13 protein-coding genes and 1 pseudogene are annotated in these 16835 nt (G+C 67.2%); 9 read left to right on the top strand and 5 right to left on the bottom strand.

Annotated elements, in window-relative coordinates:
- The first annotated feature begins 261 nt into the window (after window positions 1-261).
- Together HNP60_RS03740 and HNP60_RS03745 are read left to right on the top strand one after the other, a co-directional pair.
- Window positions 262-2550, top strand: a complete 2289-nt coding sequence (locus tag HNP60_RS03740; protein WP_260394633.1) for a TonB-dependent receptor — start codon at window positions 262-264, stop codon at window positions 2548-2550.
- Window positions 2551-2796: 246 nt separating this feature from the next.
- Window positions 2797-3489, top strand: coding sequence for a VIT1/CCC1 transporter family protein (locus HNP60_RS03745; protein WP_184150398.1), 693 nt, complete (start codon window positions 2797-2799; stop codon window positions 3487-3489).
- A 30-nt stretch (window positions 3490-3519) separates the two neighbouring features.
- On the opposite strand, the gene HNP60_RS03750 is transcribed toward HNP60_RS03745, so the two are convergent.
- Genes HNP60_RS03750 through HNP60_RS03765 form a run of 4 tightly spaced genes read right to left on the bottom strand, consistent with a single transcriptional unit; the run spans window position 3520 to window position 9201 of the window.
- A complete protein-coding gene (locus tag HNP60_RS03750) occupies window positions 3520-4734 on the bottom strand; it encodes a TolC family protein (RefSeq protein ID WP_184150401.1) in 1215 nt (404 codons plus the stop codon).
- On the bottom strand, window positions 4731-5030 hold the full coding sequence (locus HNP60_RS03755; RefSeq protein WP_184150404.1) for a DUF3240 domain-containing protein: 300 nt from the start codon (window positions 5028-5030) through the stop codon (window positions 4731-4733). Before HNP60_RS03755 ends, HNP60_RS03750 begins: the two co-directional genes overlap by 4 nt.
- Complete coding sequence (locus tag HNP60_RS03760) at window positions 5027-8098, bottom strand: efflux RND transporter permease subunit (RefSeq protein WP_184150407.1); 3072 nt, start codon at window positions 8096-8098, stop codon at window positions 5027-5029. The genes HNP60_RS03755 and HNP60_RS03760 overlap by 4 nt, the downstream gene beginning before the upstream one ends.
- Window positions 8098-9201: an efflux RND transporter periplasmic adaptor subunit gene (locus tag HNP60_RS03765; RefSeq protein WP_184150411.1), complete on the bottom strand. Its 1104-nt coding sequence runs from the start codon at window positions 9199-9201 to the stop codon at window positions 8098-8100. Before HNP60_RS03765 ends, HNP60_RS03760 begins: the two co-directional genes overlap by 1 nt.
- Before the next feature lie 75 nt (window positions 9202-9276).
- On the opposite strand from HNP60_RS03765, the gene HNP60_RS03770 reads away from it, so the two are divergent.
- Window positions 9277-9930 (top strand): response regulator transcription factor, encoded by a 654-nt coding sequence (locus HNP60_RS03770; RefSeq protein ID WP_184150413.1) that lies wholly within the window; start codon window positions 9277-9279, stop codon window positions 9928-9930.
- Window positions 9927-11261: a sensor histidine kinase gene (locus HNP60_RS03775; protein ID WP_184150415.1), complete on the top strand. Its 1335-nt coding sequence runs from the start codon at window positions 9927-9929 to the stop codon at window positions 11259-11261. Before HNP60_RS03770 ends, HNP60_RS03775 begins: the two co-directional genes overlap by 4 nt.
- Window positions 11262-11315: 54 nt before the next feature.
- Here HNP60_RS03775 and HNP60_RS03780 read toward each other — a convergent pair whose 3' ends face one another.
- Window positions 11316-11804 (bottom strand): MarR family winged helix-turn-helix transcriptional regulator, encoded by a 489-nt coding sequence (locus HNP60_RS03780; RefSeq protein WP_184150418.1) that lies wholly within the window; start codon window positions 11802-11804, stop codon window positions 11316-11318.
- 293 nt (window positions 11805-12097) lie between these two features.
- Here HNP60_RS03780 and ectA point away from each other — a divergent pair, with 293 nt between their 5' ends.
- From ectA to HNP60_RS03805, 5 genes and pseudogenes are all read left to right on the top strand, one after another.
- Window positions 12098-12688, top strand: a complete 591-nt coding sequence (gene ectA / locus HNP60_RS03785; RefSeq protein WP_260394636.1) for a diaminobutyrate acetyltransferase — start codon at window positions 12098-12100, stop codon at window positions 12686-12688.
- Between the two features lie 4 nt (window positions 12689-12692).
- On the top strand, window positions 12693-14000 hold the full coding sequence (gene ectB, locus HNP60_RS03790; protein ID WP_184150421.1) for a diaminobutyrate--2-oxoglutarate transaminase: 1308 nt from the start codon (window positions 12693-12695) through the stop codon (window positions 13998-14000).
- A gap of 18 nt (window positions 14001-14018) precedes the next feature.
- Complete coding sequence (locus HNP60_RS03795) at window positions 14019-14432, top strand: ectoine synthase (RefSeq protein ID WP_014075132.1); 414 nt, start codon at window positions 14019-14021, stop codon at window positions 14430-14432.
- Window positions 14433-14464: 32 nt separating this feature from the next.
- Window positions 14465-15385, top strand: a complete 921-nt coding sequence (gene thpD / locus HNP60_RS03800; protein WP_184150423.1) for an ectoine hydroxylase — start codon at window positions 14465-14467, stop codon at window positions 15383-15385.
- Window positions 15382-16831, top strand: a pseudogene (locus HNP60_RS03805) (aspartate kinase). The gene thpD and the pseudogene HNP60_RS03805 overlap by 4 nt, the downstream one beginning before the upstream one ends.
- The last annotated feature ends 4 nt before the right edge of the window (window positions 16832-16835 follow it).

Genomic DNA, 16835 nt, shown 5'->3' on the forward strand with positions numbered 1-16835 from the left:
AAGACCGGTGCCCGACCGGGTACCGAGATCCGCACGGATTTTATCGCATGTTTCCATGCCATATTGCCACACATTGTTTTATCATATAACTAAATTCACAGGCCCGCTTGTGCCACTGACCGCAAAGATGCGGCCGTCATTTTTCAGGATCCAAAGGGGAGAGGCGTCATGAGAGTCCGATTGTTGAGCAGCGTAGCGTCCGGCACGCTTCTGATATTGTCATGGGCAGCGCCGGCCCAGGCTCAGCAGCCACAGGCAGACATGGCCGTGAGCGATGAAGGCGCGACCGACGTGATCATTGTGACGGCGCGGCGAAGGGCGGAGTCGTTGCAGGATACGCCCGTCGCCATCTCGGCCTTCGATGCCGAGACCCTGCAGGAGCGCCAGATCAATCGCGCGAGCGATCTCGAGCAGATCACGCCCAGCCTCCAGTTCAAACCCGCCGGCCAGCTTTCCGGCAACAGTTCAGCCTCGGTGGTCTTCATCCGTGGCGTGGGCCAGCTCGACCCCACAGCGGCGGTCGATCCCGGCGTCGGCATCTACATCGACGAGGTCTATGTCGGGCGCGCCGTCGGCGGCGCGATCGACTTTGGTGACATTGCCGGCGTCGAGGTGCTGCGCGGCCCGCAGGGAACGCTGTTCGGCCGCAATACGATCGGCGGCGCCATTCTCGTGCGCACCAAGGAGCCGGAGATCGGCCATTTCGGCGGCGAAGCGCGCTTGCGCACCGGCACGGACAACCTCTTCGAAGGCTTCGGCGTCCTCAACCTTCCGCTGGGCGACACGGCCGCAGCGCGCGTATCCGGCGGCTTCCGCAAGCGCGACGGTTATGTCATCCGCGAGTTCGACGGGCTCGATCTGGGCAATGACAACGGCTTCACCCTGAACGGCGCGGTGCTCTGGAAGCCTTCGCCCGACATTCGCGTGAACCTGCGCGCCGACTACACCAAGCGTGACGAACATGGCGCTCCGTTCGTGTTCGCCGGGATCAACGAGCAGGCGCCGGTCGCGGCGATCGCGAGTGTAGCAGCCGGTTGCCCGGGCGCCACCATCCCGTTCGCGCCGCTGACGCCGGGCGATCCGCGCTTCGGCGCGCCGAATGTCCCGCTCATCAACGATGCGCGGTGCGCCAATGATTTTCAGGCGCGTGGTCCGTTCGTGAACGGCGGTACAGCGGAGGTGCTGAGCACGTCCGAAGTCTGGGGCGTGTCCGGAACGATCGTTGCCGATCTGAGCCCGCGCTTCACGCTCAAGTCGATCAGCGCCTATCGCTCGACCGAAGCGCGCGGCATCCGCGATGCGGACAACACGCCGTTCCTGCTGATTACCACGGACGTGGGTGCGCAGTCCGACCAGTTCAGCCAGGAACTCCAGCTTCAATATGCCTCGCGCAGCGTGAACGCGATTCTTGGCGGCTATTATTTCCACGAGAAGACCAACGAGCGGGCGACGGTGCCCCTGTCCTTCCCGCCGTCGCCGCCCGTCATTGCCTCGCTGCTGGCCGGCGGACCGGGGTCGCGCGACTTGCAGGTTTCGGACCTCAAGACGAAGTCCTTCGCGGTCTTCGGCGAAGTGTCGGTCAAGCCGATCGAGAATCTCGAAGTGTCGGGCGGCCTGCGCTATACGCGGGACGAGAAATATTATCGCGGCACGGTGCTCAACCTGTTCCCCGCGACTCTGCCCGATCCCGACCCGCTGCCCACCACCGCCATTCCGGATGGCGGGCCGCTGTTCATCTATCCGGGGCCTTATGAGCGGGCCTTCTCGGCACTCACCGGATCCGCGAGCATCCGCTATTCCTGGTCCCGCGCGATCAGCACTTATGCGTCCTATGCCCGCAGCTTCAAGTCCGGCGGCTTCAACACGCGCTACAATGCCGCCCCTCCGGGCAACGTGCCGACGCCATTCGACGAGGAGACGGTCGACAGCTACGAGATCGGCGCGAAATTCGATCTTGGCGATGTCCGCCTGAGCGCGGCGGCATTCATTGCCGAATATACGGATATCCAGCTGATCTTCCGGCAGGGCGTGGTGCCGCTGCTGTTCAATGCCGGCAAGGCGCGGATCAAGGGCCTGGAAGGCGAGCTCAATTATCGCTCGCGCAATTCCGGCCTGCAGCTCGACCTGTCGGGCAGCGTGCTGGATGACCGAATCCTCAGCATCACGCCGGTGCCGGGCGCCACCGCGACCGTCGCACCGGGCGACGATCTGCCGTTCACGCCCTCCTTCCAGGGCAGTTTCGGCATCGGATATGAAATTCCGATCGACCGCATGACGCTGACGCCCCGGTTCGACGGCACTTACAACACGAAGATCACCTTCATTACCGGCAGCGTCCCGGAAATCGAGCAGGGCGACTATTTCGTCGGCAATGCCTCGATCACCCTGGCCGACAAGGATCGCGGCTGGAAGCTGACCGGCGGTGTGCTCAACCTGTTCGACGAGCGCTACCTGGTCCAGGGCAACGCGTCGCTCGGCACGCTGGGCTACGCGGAGAAGATCTACGCGCGGCCGAGGAACTGGTATCTTCAGGCCTCCTTCTCGTTCTGAGCGAGGAACACGAGGCGGGGGCGCCTGTCCCCGCCTCGCTTGAAGGAAGAAGCGGTCTTCAGGCCGCGATCATGATCCGGATTTCTGTGGTCGCGCCTTCGCGTCGGGGAGATTGCCACTGCGCGCCATTCGCATGACCATGCGTGAGCGGGCGTGGCTTTGCAGGCGTGGCTGGTGCATTGTTTCCGGGGGCGTTGGTCGATCCAGCCCTGATGGCGCCGGTGACGGCCGGTGGAGGGAGCGCGCATGAGGCCACATAAGGAACAGCATCTCGTCTCGCGCATCGGCTGGCTACGTGCGGCGGTGTTGGGCGCGAACGACGGCATCGTCTCCACGGCGAGCCTCATCCTCGGCGTTGCTGCTTCCGGCGCGGATCGCCCGGCCTTGCTGATTGCCGGCGCTGCAGGGCTGGTGGCCGGTGCGATGTCGATGGCGGCCGGGGAATATGTCTCCGTCAGCTCGCAGGCCGACACCGAGCAATCCGACCTCGCGCGCGAACGGAAAGAGCTTGCCACGGCGCCCGAAGCCGAACTTTCGGAACTGGCCGACATTTACGCGGCTCGGGGCGTCGATCCCGCGACGGCACGCTCGGTGGCAGAGCAGATGATGCGTTTCGATGCCCTCAAGGCGCATGCGCGCGACGAGCTGCACATCAACGAAGTGACGACCGCCAGACCGGTCATTGCGGCTCTCACGTCGGCAGCCACCTTCACGGTGGGCGCCGCGCTGCCACTCCTGCTCGCCGCCTTGCTCCCCATGTCGATGATGGTCGCGGGCGAAGCGGCCGGATCGATCCTGTTCCTGGGCACCCTCGGCGCTGTCGGCGCCATTGCGGGCGGCGCCCGACCATTGAAACCCGTGATGCGCGTGGTCTTCTGGGGCGCGCTTGCCATGGCCATCACCGCGGGGATCGGTCGACTGGTGGGGACCGCCGTCTGAGGACGCGGCCTGCTGGCCCGTTCCGCTTGCCTAATCCATCCACAGCATGTGTGAGTCGATCCGCAGCTTGAGGATGAGGCGTGCCGCGGCGGCGCGCGCGGTGAGTTCCTGCGCGCGGGCTTCATTCGCCTGCCGGTCGGCGTAGAGGCGATCGGCGAGATCGATCGCGCCCAGTTGCTGGCCCCGCGCGGCCAGCGCGGCGCTCTGCTCGGCGCGCGAGACGGCGTCGCGGCTGGCCTCCCAGGCGGTGTGGCGCGCGCGATATTCGGCGACGTCGGCCGCGGCATCGCCGATGATCTCGCGCTCGACGGCGGTGAGTTCGGATTGGGCTGCGGAGGCCTGGGCTTCGGCGCGGCGCGCAACGGCGCGGCGGTGGCCGCCACCCAGAGGGAGGGAGACGAAAAGGCCTGCGCCGCGTTCCTCGCCGCCCCGTTCGCTGAACAGGCGGACGCCGAGCGAGGGATCGGCGATGCGATCGGCCCGGGCACGCTGGGCAAGCACGGACTCGCGCGCCGCTTCCCCGCTGGCGGCGGCAATTTCGTGGCTGCGTTCGACGATCAGCATCTGCAGCTCGCTAAGCTCCTCGGCCGATGCGACCGGCGCCAGGATGCTGGGGGGCTCGATCGGCAGAGGCAGGTCCGGGAAGCGGCTGGCGAGCAGTGCGCGTGCCCGGTCGCGCATGGCTGCCGCATCGCCGCGCTGTGCCTGGGCAAGCGCCAGCGCCGCTTCGGCCTGCTGGAGATCGAGCTCGGCAGCGTCCCGCGCGCGCACGCGCCTGCGCGTGCCGTCCACCAGCGCCTGCTGGGTCTGCACCAGCGCATCGGCATTGCGATGCAGCTCCGTGGCCAGCAGCCAGTCGTACCACAAGCTGCCCAGCGTCAACGCCGCATGATGGCGCACATCCTCCATCCGGTCCTGGGCGATCTCGACGCCGAGCGCGCCCGCGCGCCTGTCCAGCGCCGCCTTGCCGGGCAGGCGGAAGGGCCGGCTGATCGTGGCGTCATATTCGGCGAAGCGATCGCCCTGCTCGATGGAGCGGCGCGAGGCGGTGCCTTGCGCCGTGATCTCGTGCGGCCCGATGCGCATCGCGTCGCCTTCCGCCCGCGCCGCCGCGACCCGGGCGACAGCGGCCTCGACGGTCGGCTGGGCATCGAGCGCGCGCGCGGCGAGTTCGGCTGGCGGCAGGTCGCTCTGCGCGAGCGCCGGCATCGTCGCGCCGGCCAGCAGGAGCCACGCCCATCTCATTCCACACGTCCTCCATCGAGCATCGCCACGGTGCGCCAGCGGAACGGCAGCCGACGCCGCGCGCGGCTCGCCGTCGCGACAGCTTCGGCCACCTGTCCGGCCATGATTTCCACCTCCACCGCCATGCGGAGCAGCGTGCCCGCGACCCGCTCGCCCGTGCCGGCATCGCCGAAATCCCGGCCGAGCACATCTTCGCGGCGCAGGTGGACGGGCGCGTCCAGCGCGTCTCGCAGGGCGGCGGCGATCGTCTGGCCGTCGCTCGCTGCGCAGAAGATGGTCAGCACCAGCCGGCTCATGCCTGCGCCTCCTTGCGGCTTTCGCCGAAGCGTTCGTAGAGGATGGGCAGCAGCACCAGAGTGAGCAGCGTCGAGGTGAACAGCCCGCCGATCACCACGATGGCGAGCGGCCGCTGGATCTCCGATCCCGGTCCGGTCGCGAACAGCAGCGGCACGAGGCCGAAGGCCGTGATGCTCGCCGTCATCATCACCGGGCGCAGGCGCCGCTCCGCCCCGGTGCGCACGGCCTGCGCCATCGGCAACCCTTCCTCGCGCAGCTGGCGGAAATAGGCGACCAGGACCAGTCCGTTGAGCACTGCGATGCCGAGCAGCGCGATGAACCCGACCGAGGCCGGCACGGAAAGATACTCGCCCGTCATCCACAGGGCGATGATCCCGCCCACGGCGGCGAAGGGAATGTTGGCGAGGATCAGCAGCGATCCGCGCAGTGACTTGAGCGTCACGTAGAGCACGCAGAAGATCAGCAGCAGTGCGAGCGGAATGACCAGCATCAGCCGCGCCGAGGCGCGCTGCTGGTTCTCGAACTGGCCGCCCCAGACGAGCCGATAGCCGGCGGGCAGTGCGACTTCGGCCGCGACCCTGGTCCGCGCCTCGTCGACATAGCCGACGAGATCGCGCCCGGAGACGAACGCCTGCACCAGCGCATAGCGCGAGCCGCTCTCGTGATCGAGGCGTATCGGCCCCTCCACGCGCTCGATGCGGGCAAGATCGCTGACCCGCGCCAGCTCGCCCGAGGGCGTCGTCACCTGCAGGTCGGCAAAGCTCATGGGATCGCTGCGCACGTCTTCCGCGCCGCGGATCACCACCGGCACGCGCTTCTGTCCTTCCGCGACCACGCCGGCGGGCAGGCCCTCCAGCTGTGCCCGCAAGCTGTCCTGCAGCATGTCGACGGGCATGGCAGCGCGCCCGGCGGCGGCACGATCGATGTCGAGCTGGAGATAGTCGATAGTCTCGTTGGCAACGGTCAGCACTTCGGAGGCGCCGCGCGTGGACTGGAGCACGCGCTGTATTCTGCCGGCCAGCTCCGCCAGCGTGGCGAGGTCCGGCCCGAAGATCTTAACCGCGAGGTCGCCGCGCGCGCCGGTGAGCATCTCGGCGACGCGCATCTCGATCGGCTGGGTGAAGCTCGGGTCGAAACCGGGCATGCCTTCCAGCGTCTTGCGCATCTCCTCCACGACGAACGCGCGATCGCCGCGCCACTCGGACGAAGGCCGGAGCGTCACGAACAGGTCGGTCTCGTTGAGCCCCATCGGATCGAGCCCGATCTCGTCGGTACCGGTACGCGAGATGACGCCGGTCACTTCCGGCACTTTCGCCATCAGCTCCGCCTCGATCCGCGTGGTCAGCGCCAGCGAGCGGTCGAGACCGACGGTCGGCAGCTTGGTGACCTGGATCACCACCGATCCCTCGTCCATCGTCGGCATGAAGGTCTTGCCGACTGAACCATAAGCCAGCCCTGCGAGCACCAGCCCGGCGGCCGCCAGCCCGTAGACCAGCTTCTTGCGCGCGAAGGCGCCGCCGAGCAGCGCGGCATAGCGCGGCGAGAGCTTGCGCATGATCCAGGGCTCGCCATGATGACCCGCCTTGAGGCCAAAGGAAGCCAGCACCGGCACCAGCGTGAGCGCGAGCAGCAGTGACCCGGCGAGCGCGAACATGATGGTGAGCGCGACCGGCGCGAACAGCTTGCCTTCCAGTCCCTGCAGCGAGAGCAGGGGCAGGAAGACCAGCGCGATGATGACGAGCCCGGCCGAGACCGGCACGATGACTTCGGCGGTCGCGCGGAACACGACATGAAGGCGCGGAACTGCCTCGTCCTTCGCGTGATTGAGCCGGTCCACGACATTCTCGACGACGACCACGGCGCCATCGACCAGCATGCCGATGGCGATGGCGAGGCCACCCAGGCTCATGAGGTTCGCCGAGAGCCCCATGCCGCGCATGAACAGGAAGGTGGTGAGCGCCGCCATCGGCAGCGTCGAGGCCACGATCGCTGCCGCGCGCCAGTCGCCCAGAAACAGGATGAGCAGCACGATGACGAGCACCGTCGCCTCGATCAGCGCCTTCTGCACCGTGTTCACGGCCCGGCCGATGAGGTCCGAGCGATCGTAGAAGATCGTGAGCCGGGTGCCTTTGGGCATGCTGTGCTGCAGTTCGGCCACCCGCGCATTGATCCCGTCGACCACGAGCCGGGCATCGGCGCCGCGCAGGGCGATGACGAGGCCCTGCACGGCCTCGCCCTTGCCATGCGCCGTGACGCCGCCATAGCGCGTCAGGGACCCCGCGCCGACGCTGGCGACATCCCCCACGCGGACGATCGCGCCGTTGCGCGTGACGATCGCCATACGCTCGATGTCGGCGGCGTCGCGGATGGCGCCGACCGCACGGACGATCAGCGCTTCCTCGCCCACCGAGAGGCGGCCCGCGCCATCGTTGCGGTTGCCGCGCTCGATGGCGTTCCTGAGATCATCGACGGAAAGGCGCGCCGCCGCCAGTGCCACCGGATCGGGCCGCACCTCATATGTGCGGACATGCCCGCCCAGCGCATTCACGTCCGCGACGCCCGGCACGGTGCGCAAAGCGGGGCGGATCGTCCAGTCCAGCAGCTCGCGTTTTTCCGTCAGCGACAGGGGGCCGTCGATCGTGAACATGAAGACGTCCGAGAGCGGCGTGGAAATGGGCGCCATGCCGCCGGTCACGCCCTCGGGCATGTCCGCCATCACCCCTGCCAGCCGCTCGCCGACCTGCTGGCGCGCCCAGTAGATGTCCGTGCCGTCGGTGAAATCGATGGTGATGTCGGCAATGGCATATTTCGCCGTCGAGCGCAGCACGGCCTGATTGGGCAGACCCAGCATCTCCAGTTCGATGGGCGCGATTACCCGCGTCTCGACTTCCTCGGGCGTCATGCCCGGTGCCTTGAGGATGATCTTGACCTGGGTCTGGGCCATGTTCGGGTAGGCATCGACCGGCAGCGAGGCATAGGCAAGGGCGCCCAGCACGCCGACGGTGAGCGTCAGCGCCAGCACGAGCAGGCGGTAGGAAAGCGACCAGGTGACCAGCGCGCGCAGCATCAGTCCTGCCCCGCAATCGCCTTGAGTTCGCTCATGCCGGCGACGGCGATCTGCTCGCCCGGCCGCAGCCCCGCGCGGATGAGCACGCGGCCGTCTGCCTGGTCGCCCACGCTCACCGCGCGCACCGCCACGCCTTGCGGCGTGCGCACGAACAGGCTGGGTTTGCCGTTCACATCCAGCACCGCGCCGGCGGGGACGAGGAATGTGCCCGCCGGGGCCGGGGCCAGGATGGTGACAGGGAGAGCGCGTCCGGAGACGATGCCGGGCCCGGGAGGAATGCGGGCGCGCAGCGTAGCTGAGCGGGTCTGGGGATCCAGCACCGTGCCGACGCTGGTGATCTCGCCGCGTATGTCGCCGGGCAGGCGCACGCCCATGCCGGTGCGGACCTGCCCCAGCAGGCGCTCGGGCAACTGGGCGGTCAGCTCATAGCGGCTCGCAGCGTCGATCACATAGGCAGCGGTCGATTCGCTCACGGGGCTGCCGGTCTGGATGGAGGCCGTGGTGATCCGCCCCGCAATGGGCGCGGTCAGCGTATAGCTGCCTTGCCCGGGCGAACCGTTGACGAGTCGGACGATGCGCTTCTGCTCGTTCAGCTCCGCCTGCGCCTCCCGCAAGGCCGCACGCGCTTCATCGGCCCGCGCGCCTGCGATGACGCCCTCGCGGGCAAGCTGGCCCAGCCGCCGGTCGCTGGCGCGTGCCACCTCGACGCGGGCCGCGGCCTGCTCGATACCCGCGCCGAGCGTGAACAGCTCGCGCGCGGTGACCACGGCCAGCGGCTGGCCGGCACGGACCATGTCCCCTTCGACGACCAGTGTGCGCGTCACCACGCCGGGGATGACGGCTGCGACCGCAACGCGGGCATTGGGCGGCGGCGCCAGCGTCCCGGGTACGGTGGCGACGGGAATGTCATTTGCGGTCTCGGCAGCGGCGAAGCGGACACCGATCCGATCCATTTCCGCTGCGGACAAGGGAAGAATGCCGGCCGGCGCTCCGGGGCCGTCCTGCGCGGCGGCATCATTGCCGGCAGTCTCGCTCCCGTTCCCGGAACAGCCGCCCAGGGCGGCAAGCAGAGCAAGCGTCGGCAGGAGCCGGGATCCCAGCATATGAACGTCCCCGTTTTTTCGTGCGGTGCAACATCTAGCTTCGCAACCTGACAGAATGCTGTCAGAAGCGGGGCCATGCGGATCCTCCTCGTCGAAGACGAACCCGCGCTCGCGCAGCGCGTGACGGCCAATCTGGCCCGTCACGGCATGACCTGCGAATGGCTGTCGAACGCGGAGGATGCGCTCGATTTCGCGAGCGATGGTTTCACCGTTCTGGTCGTGGATGTCGGCTTGCCCGGCATGTCCGGCATCGATCTGGTCCGGGCGTTGCGCGCGCGATCGCTGGCGACGCCGATCCTTATCCTTACGGCCCGCAGCAGCTGGGAAGAGAAGGTGGAGGGGCTCAATGCCGGCGCGGACGACTTCATCGTCAAGCCGGTACGCACGGAGGAACTGGTCGCGCGCCTCCATGCGCTGGCCCGCCGCGCCTTCGGGCACAGCGCGACGCGGATCGCTGTCGGCGCCATCGCGATCGATACGGCGAGCAGCGAGGCCTGGCTCGACGATGCACCGCTGGCGCTCACCGCCAGCGAATTCCGCCTCCTGCAGATGCTGGCCTACCGGGCCGGGCGGACGCTGACGCGGCAGACAATCCTCGACAATCTCTACAGCCTCGCCAGCGAGCGGGACGAGAATGCGATAGAGGTGCTGGTCGGCCGCCTGCGCCGCAAGATCGGCCGCGAGCGGATCGTGACCGTGCGCGGCCTTGGCTATCGGCTGGAGGCATGAGCATGGGGCAGGGCCTGCGTCTGCGCGGCAGCCTGCAATTTCGCCTGATCGTCGGTTCGGCGGTGGGGGTGGTGCTGGCGGTCCTGCTGGCCGGGCTCTTCATCGGCAATCTCTACCGGATCCACACCACCGAGCGCTTCCAGAGCGAACTGGACCATCATTTGAGCGAGCTGATCGCGATGACCCGGGTGGACGCGGCCGGGATGCCGAGGATCCCCCAGCCGCTCTCCGATCCGCAGTTCAATGCGCGGCATTCGGGGCTCTACTGGCAAGTGGATGGCGGCGAGGGGCGCATTGCGCGCTCCGTCTCGCTCGGTGCGGATCGCCTTGCGGTGCATAGCGATGACAGCGCGTGGGAAACGGGCCGGGCGGGCGACCAGATGCTGCTCCAGCGCAGTGCGCGCGTGACCCTGGACGGACATGAGGTCGTCGCCACGATCGCCTCGGCGCAGGAGTTGCTGGAAGAGCAGATCAGCCATTTCTGGAGCGATCTCGCCTGGTCCATGTCCGCGGTCGGCCTGCTGCTGCTCGCTGGCGCCATCGCGCTGGTCCGCTTCGGCCTGGCGCCCGTGCGGCGGCTTGGCGAGGAAGTCGACCGCCTGCGGCATGGCGAGGTGGCGCGGCTCGACCCGGACGTGCCGACGGAATTCGCGCCGCTCGTCGAGCGCCTCAATGCCCTGCTTGCCGCGCAGGCGCAGCTCATCAGCCGCGCTCGCACACAGTCCGGCAATCTCGCGCACAATCTGCGCACCCCGCTGGCGCTGATCATGGACGAGGCCGAGCAGTTGCGCCTCGCCGGCCATGTCGAGACGGCGGACTTCCTGCTGGGGCGCAGCGCGCTGATGCAGCGCCAGATCGACTATCACCTGACGCGCGCGGCCGCCGGCGGCACGCGCGGCGCCGGCACGCTCACGGAAGTCGCGCCCCTGCTGGACCAGATCATCACGGCCATGAAGCGCCTGCACGCGGGCCGCGACATCGCCTTCGAGGTCGACCTGCCGCCCGGCCTGCGGCTCCCCTGCGATCGCGGCGACCTGGCGGAAATTCTTTCCAACCTCATCGACAATGCCTGCAAATGGTGCCGCCACCGCGTCATCATCACCGGGGCGCCCGGGGGCATCGAGGTCCGCGACGACGGCAAGGGCATCGCGGCGGCCAATCTTCAGGCGGTGCTCATCCCCGGCACCCGGCTCGATCCCGAGACGCCGGGCACGGGCCTGGGACTGGCCGCGACGGCCGATCTCCTGAAATTCTCCGGAGGCGAGCTGACGCTCGGCGCGGCGAGCGAAGGCGGATTGTCCGCCAGAGTGTCCTTCGCGGAAGAGCGCTGAGAGAGTCCTGGCGCGGCGGCCCTCCGGGTGCTCTCGCGCCTCGGGGGGGGCGGATCAATCGGGCAGGGGCCGATCGATCCGGCCGCTGTCGAGGAGCGGGGCCGCGTCCATGCCGGCCGCATCGAGCAGCATGGCAAGGCGCTCGGTCGCGGCGAGCAGCATCCCCTGCTCCCATGTCGGCAGGGACGCGAACCGCTGGGTGAAGCTCGTCTGCAGCGGATCGGCCACTTCCACCAGCGCCGCCCGGCCCGCCGGCGTCACGTCCAGCAGGAACTGCCGCTTGTCCCTGTCGCTGCGGCGGCGCTGAACGAAGTCGAGGGCAACCAGCCGGTCGACAAGGGCCGTGATCGTCGCCTGGCTGAACTGAAGCGCATGCGCCACCGCACTCGGGTTGGTCTGGCCGCGCGATTCGATTTCACGCAGCACAAGCCATTGCGAGGGCGTGAGGCCCGTCGCCAGCGCCAGCTCCCGGTTTCCGATTTCCGTGGTGCGCAGCACACGACGCAAGGCGCGCAGCGTGAGCGTTGCAAGATCCGTATCCAAGCGACCTTCCTTATTGCGATGCCTGCCAGACTAGGTCGGCAGAGCCGCCCGCGGCAAGCCTTGACGCTGTCGTCTCCGGCATGCCGCTCCTGGGGGGCTACGGAATGGTCCCGAGGAAGAAATAAAATTGCTTCATTAAACGAATGATTTTTGGGAGCTATTCCGGCTTTCGAAGGTTCTCAGGGTCCGAGATGGGTTGAAAATGGAGCATATACAGATATATAAAGCAGCAACAGTTTGAAGCGGCGTGGACCGCCAGCAGAAAATAATTCGGGAGATAAATCATTATCGACATGCAACCTGATGAGGCCGCGTCGCGGCCGCAGACGGCTGTGCACGGCGATCCCCGGGGTGGGGCAAGGGGCAAGGGCGAGATCGATCTGCGCCTTCCCCGAAGCACCGACGGACCTGCGATCACCGGTCTCATCGCGGCCTGTCCGCCGCTCGACCGGAATTCCGCCTACTGTAATCTTGTGCAGTGCACGCACTTTGCCGACAGCTGCGTCGTTGCCGAGCGCGACGGCGACATCGTCGGCTGGGTATCCGGGCACCGTCCGCCATCCGATCCCGCCAGCTTCTTCGTCTGGCAGGTGGCGGTGGGCGCGCAGGCCCGGGGTCTCGGCCTGGCCGGCCGCATGATCGAGGCCTTGCTCGATCGCCCCCAGGCGGCGGGCGTCACCAGCCTCATCACCACCGTCACTGCCGACAACCGCGCCTCATGGGCGCTGTTCGAAAGCCTTTCCCGCCGATGGAGCGCGCCACTCGAGAAGAGCGTGCTGTTCGATCGCGACATTCATTTCGCCGGTGCGCACGCCACTGAATGGCAGGCGCGCATTGGCCCCCTGCCGCAGCGAGAGCGGCCGCAAACCCGCCAGGAGCTTTGAGATCATGACCATCACTCTTCCCGAGCCGACCAAGGCCATTCCCGACCGGGCGATCTATGAGCGGCGTGAGTCCGGCGTGCGCAGCTATGCCCGCTCCATGCCGCGCCAGTTCAACCGGGCCGAGCATGTGTGGTTGCACGACAATCAGGGCGGCCGTTATCTCGACTTCCTGTCAGGCTGCTCGACGCTGAACTATGGCCACAACCACCCGATCCTGAAGCAGGCGCTGCTCGATTATATCACGAGCGACGGCATCGCGCATGGCCTGGACCTGCATACCGATGCCAAGGCCGATTTCCTCGAGACGTTCGAGGCGCTGATCCTCCAGCCTCGCGGCCTCGATTATCGCGCGATGTTCACTGGCCCGACCGGCACCAACGCGGTCGAGGCGGCGATCAAGCTGGCGCGCAAGGTGACTGGTCGCGAGATGGTCATCGCCTTCACCAACGGCTTCCACGGCATGACGCTCGGTGCGCTGGCCTGCACCGGCAATGCCGCCAAGCGCGGCGGGGCAGGGGTGCCGCTCAGCCATGTCTCGCACGAGCCCTATGACGGCTATCATGGGCCGGGCGTCGACACGGCCGAGCTGCTGGAGCGCCGCCTGTCCGATCCATCGAGTGGGCTCGATGCGCCGGCCGCCATCCTCGTCGAGACGGTGCAGGGCGAGGGCGGGCTCAATGTCGCGTCCCCGGAATGGCTGCGCAGGATTGCCGAGATCGCGAAGCGCCATGGCGCCCTGCTGATCGTCGACGACATCCAGGCCGGCTGCGGGCGCACCGGCGGCTTCTTCAGCTTCGAGGACATGGGCTTCACGCCCGACATCGTCACGCTGGCGAAATCGCTCTCCGGAATGGGCCTGCCTTTCGCGCTCACCCTGTTCCGTCCGGAGCTCGACCAGTGGTCGCCGGGCGAGCACAACGGCACCTTCCGGGGCAACAATCATGCCTTCGTGACGGCCACTGCGGCGCTTCGCCACTTCTGGAGCGATGGCCACTTCCAGGAGGATGTCCGCCGGCGCGGCGCGATGCTGGAGCGTCGCCTCGACGCCATGGCGGCCGAGCACGGCCTTTCCACGCGCGGGCGCGGCATGATGCGCGGCATCCATGTCGGCTCGGGCGAAGTCGCCGAAGCCATCACCCGGGCCTGCTTCGCGCAGGGCCTCATCATCGAGACCAGCGGCGCGCATGACGAGATCGTCAAGGTGCTGGCGCCTCTCGTGATCGACGACGCCATTCTTTCCGCGGGCCTCGACATTCTCGAGGAGAGCCTCCGCGAGGCGTTGACCGTCACTTATGGCGTGGCCGCAGAATAAGAAAAGGAATCCAACATCATGATCGTTCGCAAGCTGAAAGACGTCCGCAAGTCGGATAAGCACGTCAAATCCAAGGGTTGGAGCAGCACCCGCCTGCTCCTCAAGGATGACGGCATGGGCTTCTCCTTCCATCTCACCACGATGTTCGCGGGCGAGGAACTGCACATGCATTACCAGAACCATCTGGAGGCGGTGCTGGTCCTCAAGGGCAACGGCACGATCGAGGATCTCGAGACCGGCATCATGCACGAGCTGGCGCCGGGCGTCATGTACGCGCTGAATGCCAATGACCGGCACGTCGTGCGGCCCGCGACCGACATCCTGTGCGCCTGCGTGTTCAATCCGCCCGTCACTGGCCGGGAAGTGCATGATGAGAATGGTGCCTATCCGGCCGATCCGCAGCTCGGGAAAGAGCCGGAACTGACCGACTGAAGAACAAACAAGACTGAAAAGGGAGAAGTCCCGTGAAAGACATCTACCCCTCGCGCCACGCCAAGCAGGCGGAGTTTCTGCCGCGCCATGATCCGGTCGTCCGCAGCGACTGGACCGAAGACGCGCCGCTCAGCCGCGCGCAGACGGAACAATTTGAGCGTGACGGCTATCTCGTGCTCGAAGACATTTTCTCCGAGGAGGAAGTGGCTTTCCTGCAGCGCGAAGCTCGCAAGTTGCTTGCCGATCCGGCCGCGCTGGACGCGGAAACCGTCATCAGCGAGCCGGGCGGGAAGGAAATCCGCTCGATCTTCGAGATCCATGCCCAGAGCCGCGTGATCGAACGCCTGGCCGCCGACGCGCGGCTGGCCGAGGCGGCGCGCTTCCTGCTGGGCGACGAAGTGTATCTCCACCAGTCGCGCCTCAACTACAAGCCGGGCTTCCAAGGCAAGGAATTCTACTGGCACAGCGATTTCGAGACCTGGCACGTGGAGGATGGAATGCCGCGCATGCGCGCCCTTTCCATGTCGGTCCTGCTTGCGGAGAACACGCCCAACAACGGCCCGCTGATGCTGATCCCGGGATCGCATCGCACGTTCCTCACCTGCGTGGGCGAGACGCCGGAGGATCATTATCGCATGTCCCTCAAAAAGCAGGAATATGGCGTGCCGGACGAGGACAGTCTCGCCGAGCTGGCCTACAAGCACGGCATTGTCGCGCCGACCGGGAAGCCGGGCAGCGTGGTGATCTTCGATTGCAACGTGATGCATGGCTCCAACGGCAACATCACGCCGTTCCCCCGCGCCAATGCCTTCCTCGTTTACAATGCGGTGAGCAACCGGCTGCAGGCGCCCTTCGGCGTCGAGAAGCCCCGGCCCGGCTTCATTGCCGCGCGCGGCGAACCGCGAGTCATCGCGCCCCGTCATGGCCGGCTGACCGAGGAGGCAATGGCATGAGCGGCGTCCACAGCGTCGAGAAGATCGGCGGCACGTCCATGGCCGCGACGGCCACATTGCTCGACAATGTGCTGATCGCCGGCCGCAGCGGCGCGGACCTCTACAATCGCATCTTCGTCGTCTCGGGCCTATGCCGGGATGACGGACCTGCTGCTGGAGCACAAGAAGACCGGCGAGTCCGGCGTCTATGCCCGCTTCGTGGCGGATGAGGACGCGAACGGCTGGCGCCGCGCCATGGAGACGGTGCGCGACGCGATGCACGCGCGCAATGCCGAGATGTTCGCGCGGCCGGAGAGCCAGCTCGAAGCGGACCGTTTCGTCGACATGCGGATCGATGCCGCGACGCAGTGTCTGGACGACCTCGCGCGGTTGCGCAGCCATGGCCGTTTCGCGCTCAAGGAACAGCTTCTCACCGTGCGCGAACTGCTCGCGGGGCTTGGCGAGGCGCACAGCGCGCACTCGACCGCGCTGCTGCTGCGCGAGCGGGGCGTGAATGCGCGCTTCATCGACCTGACCCTCTGGAACCAGGATGACAGGCGCGGGCTGGACGAGCGCATCGAGCAGGCTCTCGCGCCGATCGAACTCGCCACAACATTGCCGATCGTGACCGGTTATGCCGGCTGCAGCGACGGCATGGTGCGCCGCTATGCCCGCGGTTATTCGGAAATGACCTTCTCGCGCATCGCGGTCCTCACCGGTGCGCGCGAGGCGATCATTCACAAGGAATTCCATCTTTCGAGCGCGGACCCGAAGCTGGTCGGCACGAACAAGGCGCGTAAGATCGGCCGGACCAATTATGACGTCGCGGACCAGCTCGCCAATCTGGGCATGGAAGCCATCCATCCCGGTGCCGGCCGTGGCCTGCGGCAGACCGCCATTCCGCTGCGCGTGCGGAACACATTCGACCGGGAGGACGGCGGCACGCTGATCTCCGGCGACTATGTCTCGGAGCAGCCGAGAGTCGAGATCGTCACCGGCATCCGGCAGATGCAGGCGCTGCAGTTCTTCGAGCAGGACATGGTCGGTGTGAAGGGCTATGACGCCGCGATCCTCGAGGCGCTGACTCGCCATGGCGCGTGGATCGTCAGCAAGTCGTCCAACGCCAACACCATCACCCATTATCTCTCGGCCGATGTGGCGACGATGAAGCGGGTGATCGCGGACCTGCAGAAGCGCTATCCCGATGCCGCGATCACGGCGCAGCCCGTGGCGATGGTTTCGGTCATCGGCAGCGATATCGCACGGCCGGGGCTGATCACCGACGCGCTTGGCGCGCTGGCTTGTGCCGGCATCGACGTCATCGCGATGCAGCACCAGATCCGCAATGTGGACGTTCAGTTCATCATCGAGGTCAGCCAGTTCGAAGGCGCCATCCGCGCGTTGCACGCCGCGCTCGTGGAAGGCGACGGGGACCGGACGGAGGAAAGCGAGCGGGCGGCCGCCTGACGGC

Origin of the sequence: Sphingobium lignivorans, assembly GCF_014203955.1 — a bacterium.
Taxonomy (GTDB): domain Bacteria; phylum Pseudomonadota; class Alphaproteobacteria; order Sphingomonadales; family Sphingomonadaceae; genus Sphingobium; species Sphingobium lignivorans.

Coding starts and splice junctions, on each gene's coding strand:
- HNP60_RS03740 (WP_260394633.1), top strand. CDS start 262: ATGGCCGTGAGCGATGAAGGCGCGACCGACGTGATCATTGTGACGGCG.
- HNP60_RS03745 (WP_184150398.1), top strand. CDS start 2,797: ATGAGGCCACATAAGGAACAGCATCTCGTCTCGCGCATCGGCTGGCTA.
- HNP60_RS03750 (WP_184150401.1), bottom strand. CDS start 4,734: ATGAGATGGGCGTGGCTCCTGCTGGCCGGCGCGACGATGCCGGCGCTC.
- HNP60_RS03755 (WP_184150404.1), bottom strand. CDS start 5,030: ATGAGCCGGCTGGTGCTGACCATCTTCTGCGCAGCGAGCGACGGCCAG.
- HNP60_RS03760 (WP_184150407.1), bottom strand. CDS start 8,098: ATGCTGCGCGCGCTGGTCACCTGGTCGCTTTCCTACCGCCTGCTCGTG.
- HNP60_RS03765 (WP_184150411.1), bottom strand. CDS start 9,201: ATGCTGGGATCCCGGCTCCTGCCGACGCTTGCTCTGCTTGCCGCCCTG.
- HNP60_RS03770 (WP_184150413.1), top strand. CDS start 9,277: ATGCGGATCCTCCTCGTCGAAGACGAACCCGCGCTCGCGCAGCGCGTG.
- HNP60_RS03775 (WP_184150415.1), top strand. CDS start 9,927: ATGAGCATGGGGCAGGGCCTGCGTCTGCGCGGCAGCCTGCAATTTCGC.
- ectA (WP_260394636.1), top strand. CDS start 12,098: ATGCAACCTGATGAGGCCGCGTCGCGGCCGCAGACGGCTGTGCACGGC.
- ectB (WP_184150421.1), top strand. CDS start 12,693: ATGACCATCACTCTTCCCGAGCCGACCAAGGCCATTCCCGACCGGGCG.
- HNP60_RS03795 (WP_014075132.1), top strand. CDS start 14,019: ATGATCGTTCGCAAGCTGAAAGACGTCCGCAAGTCGGATAAGCACGTC.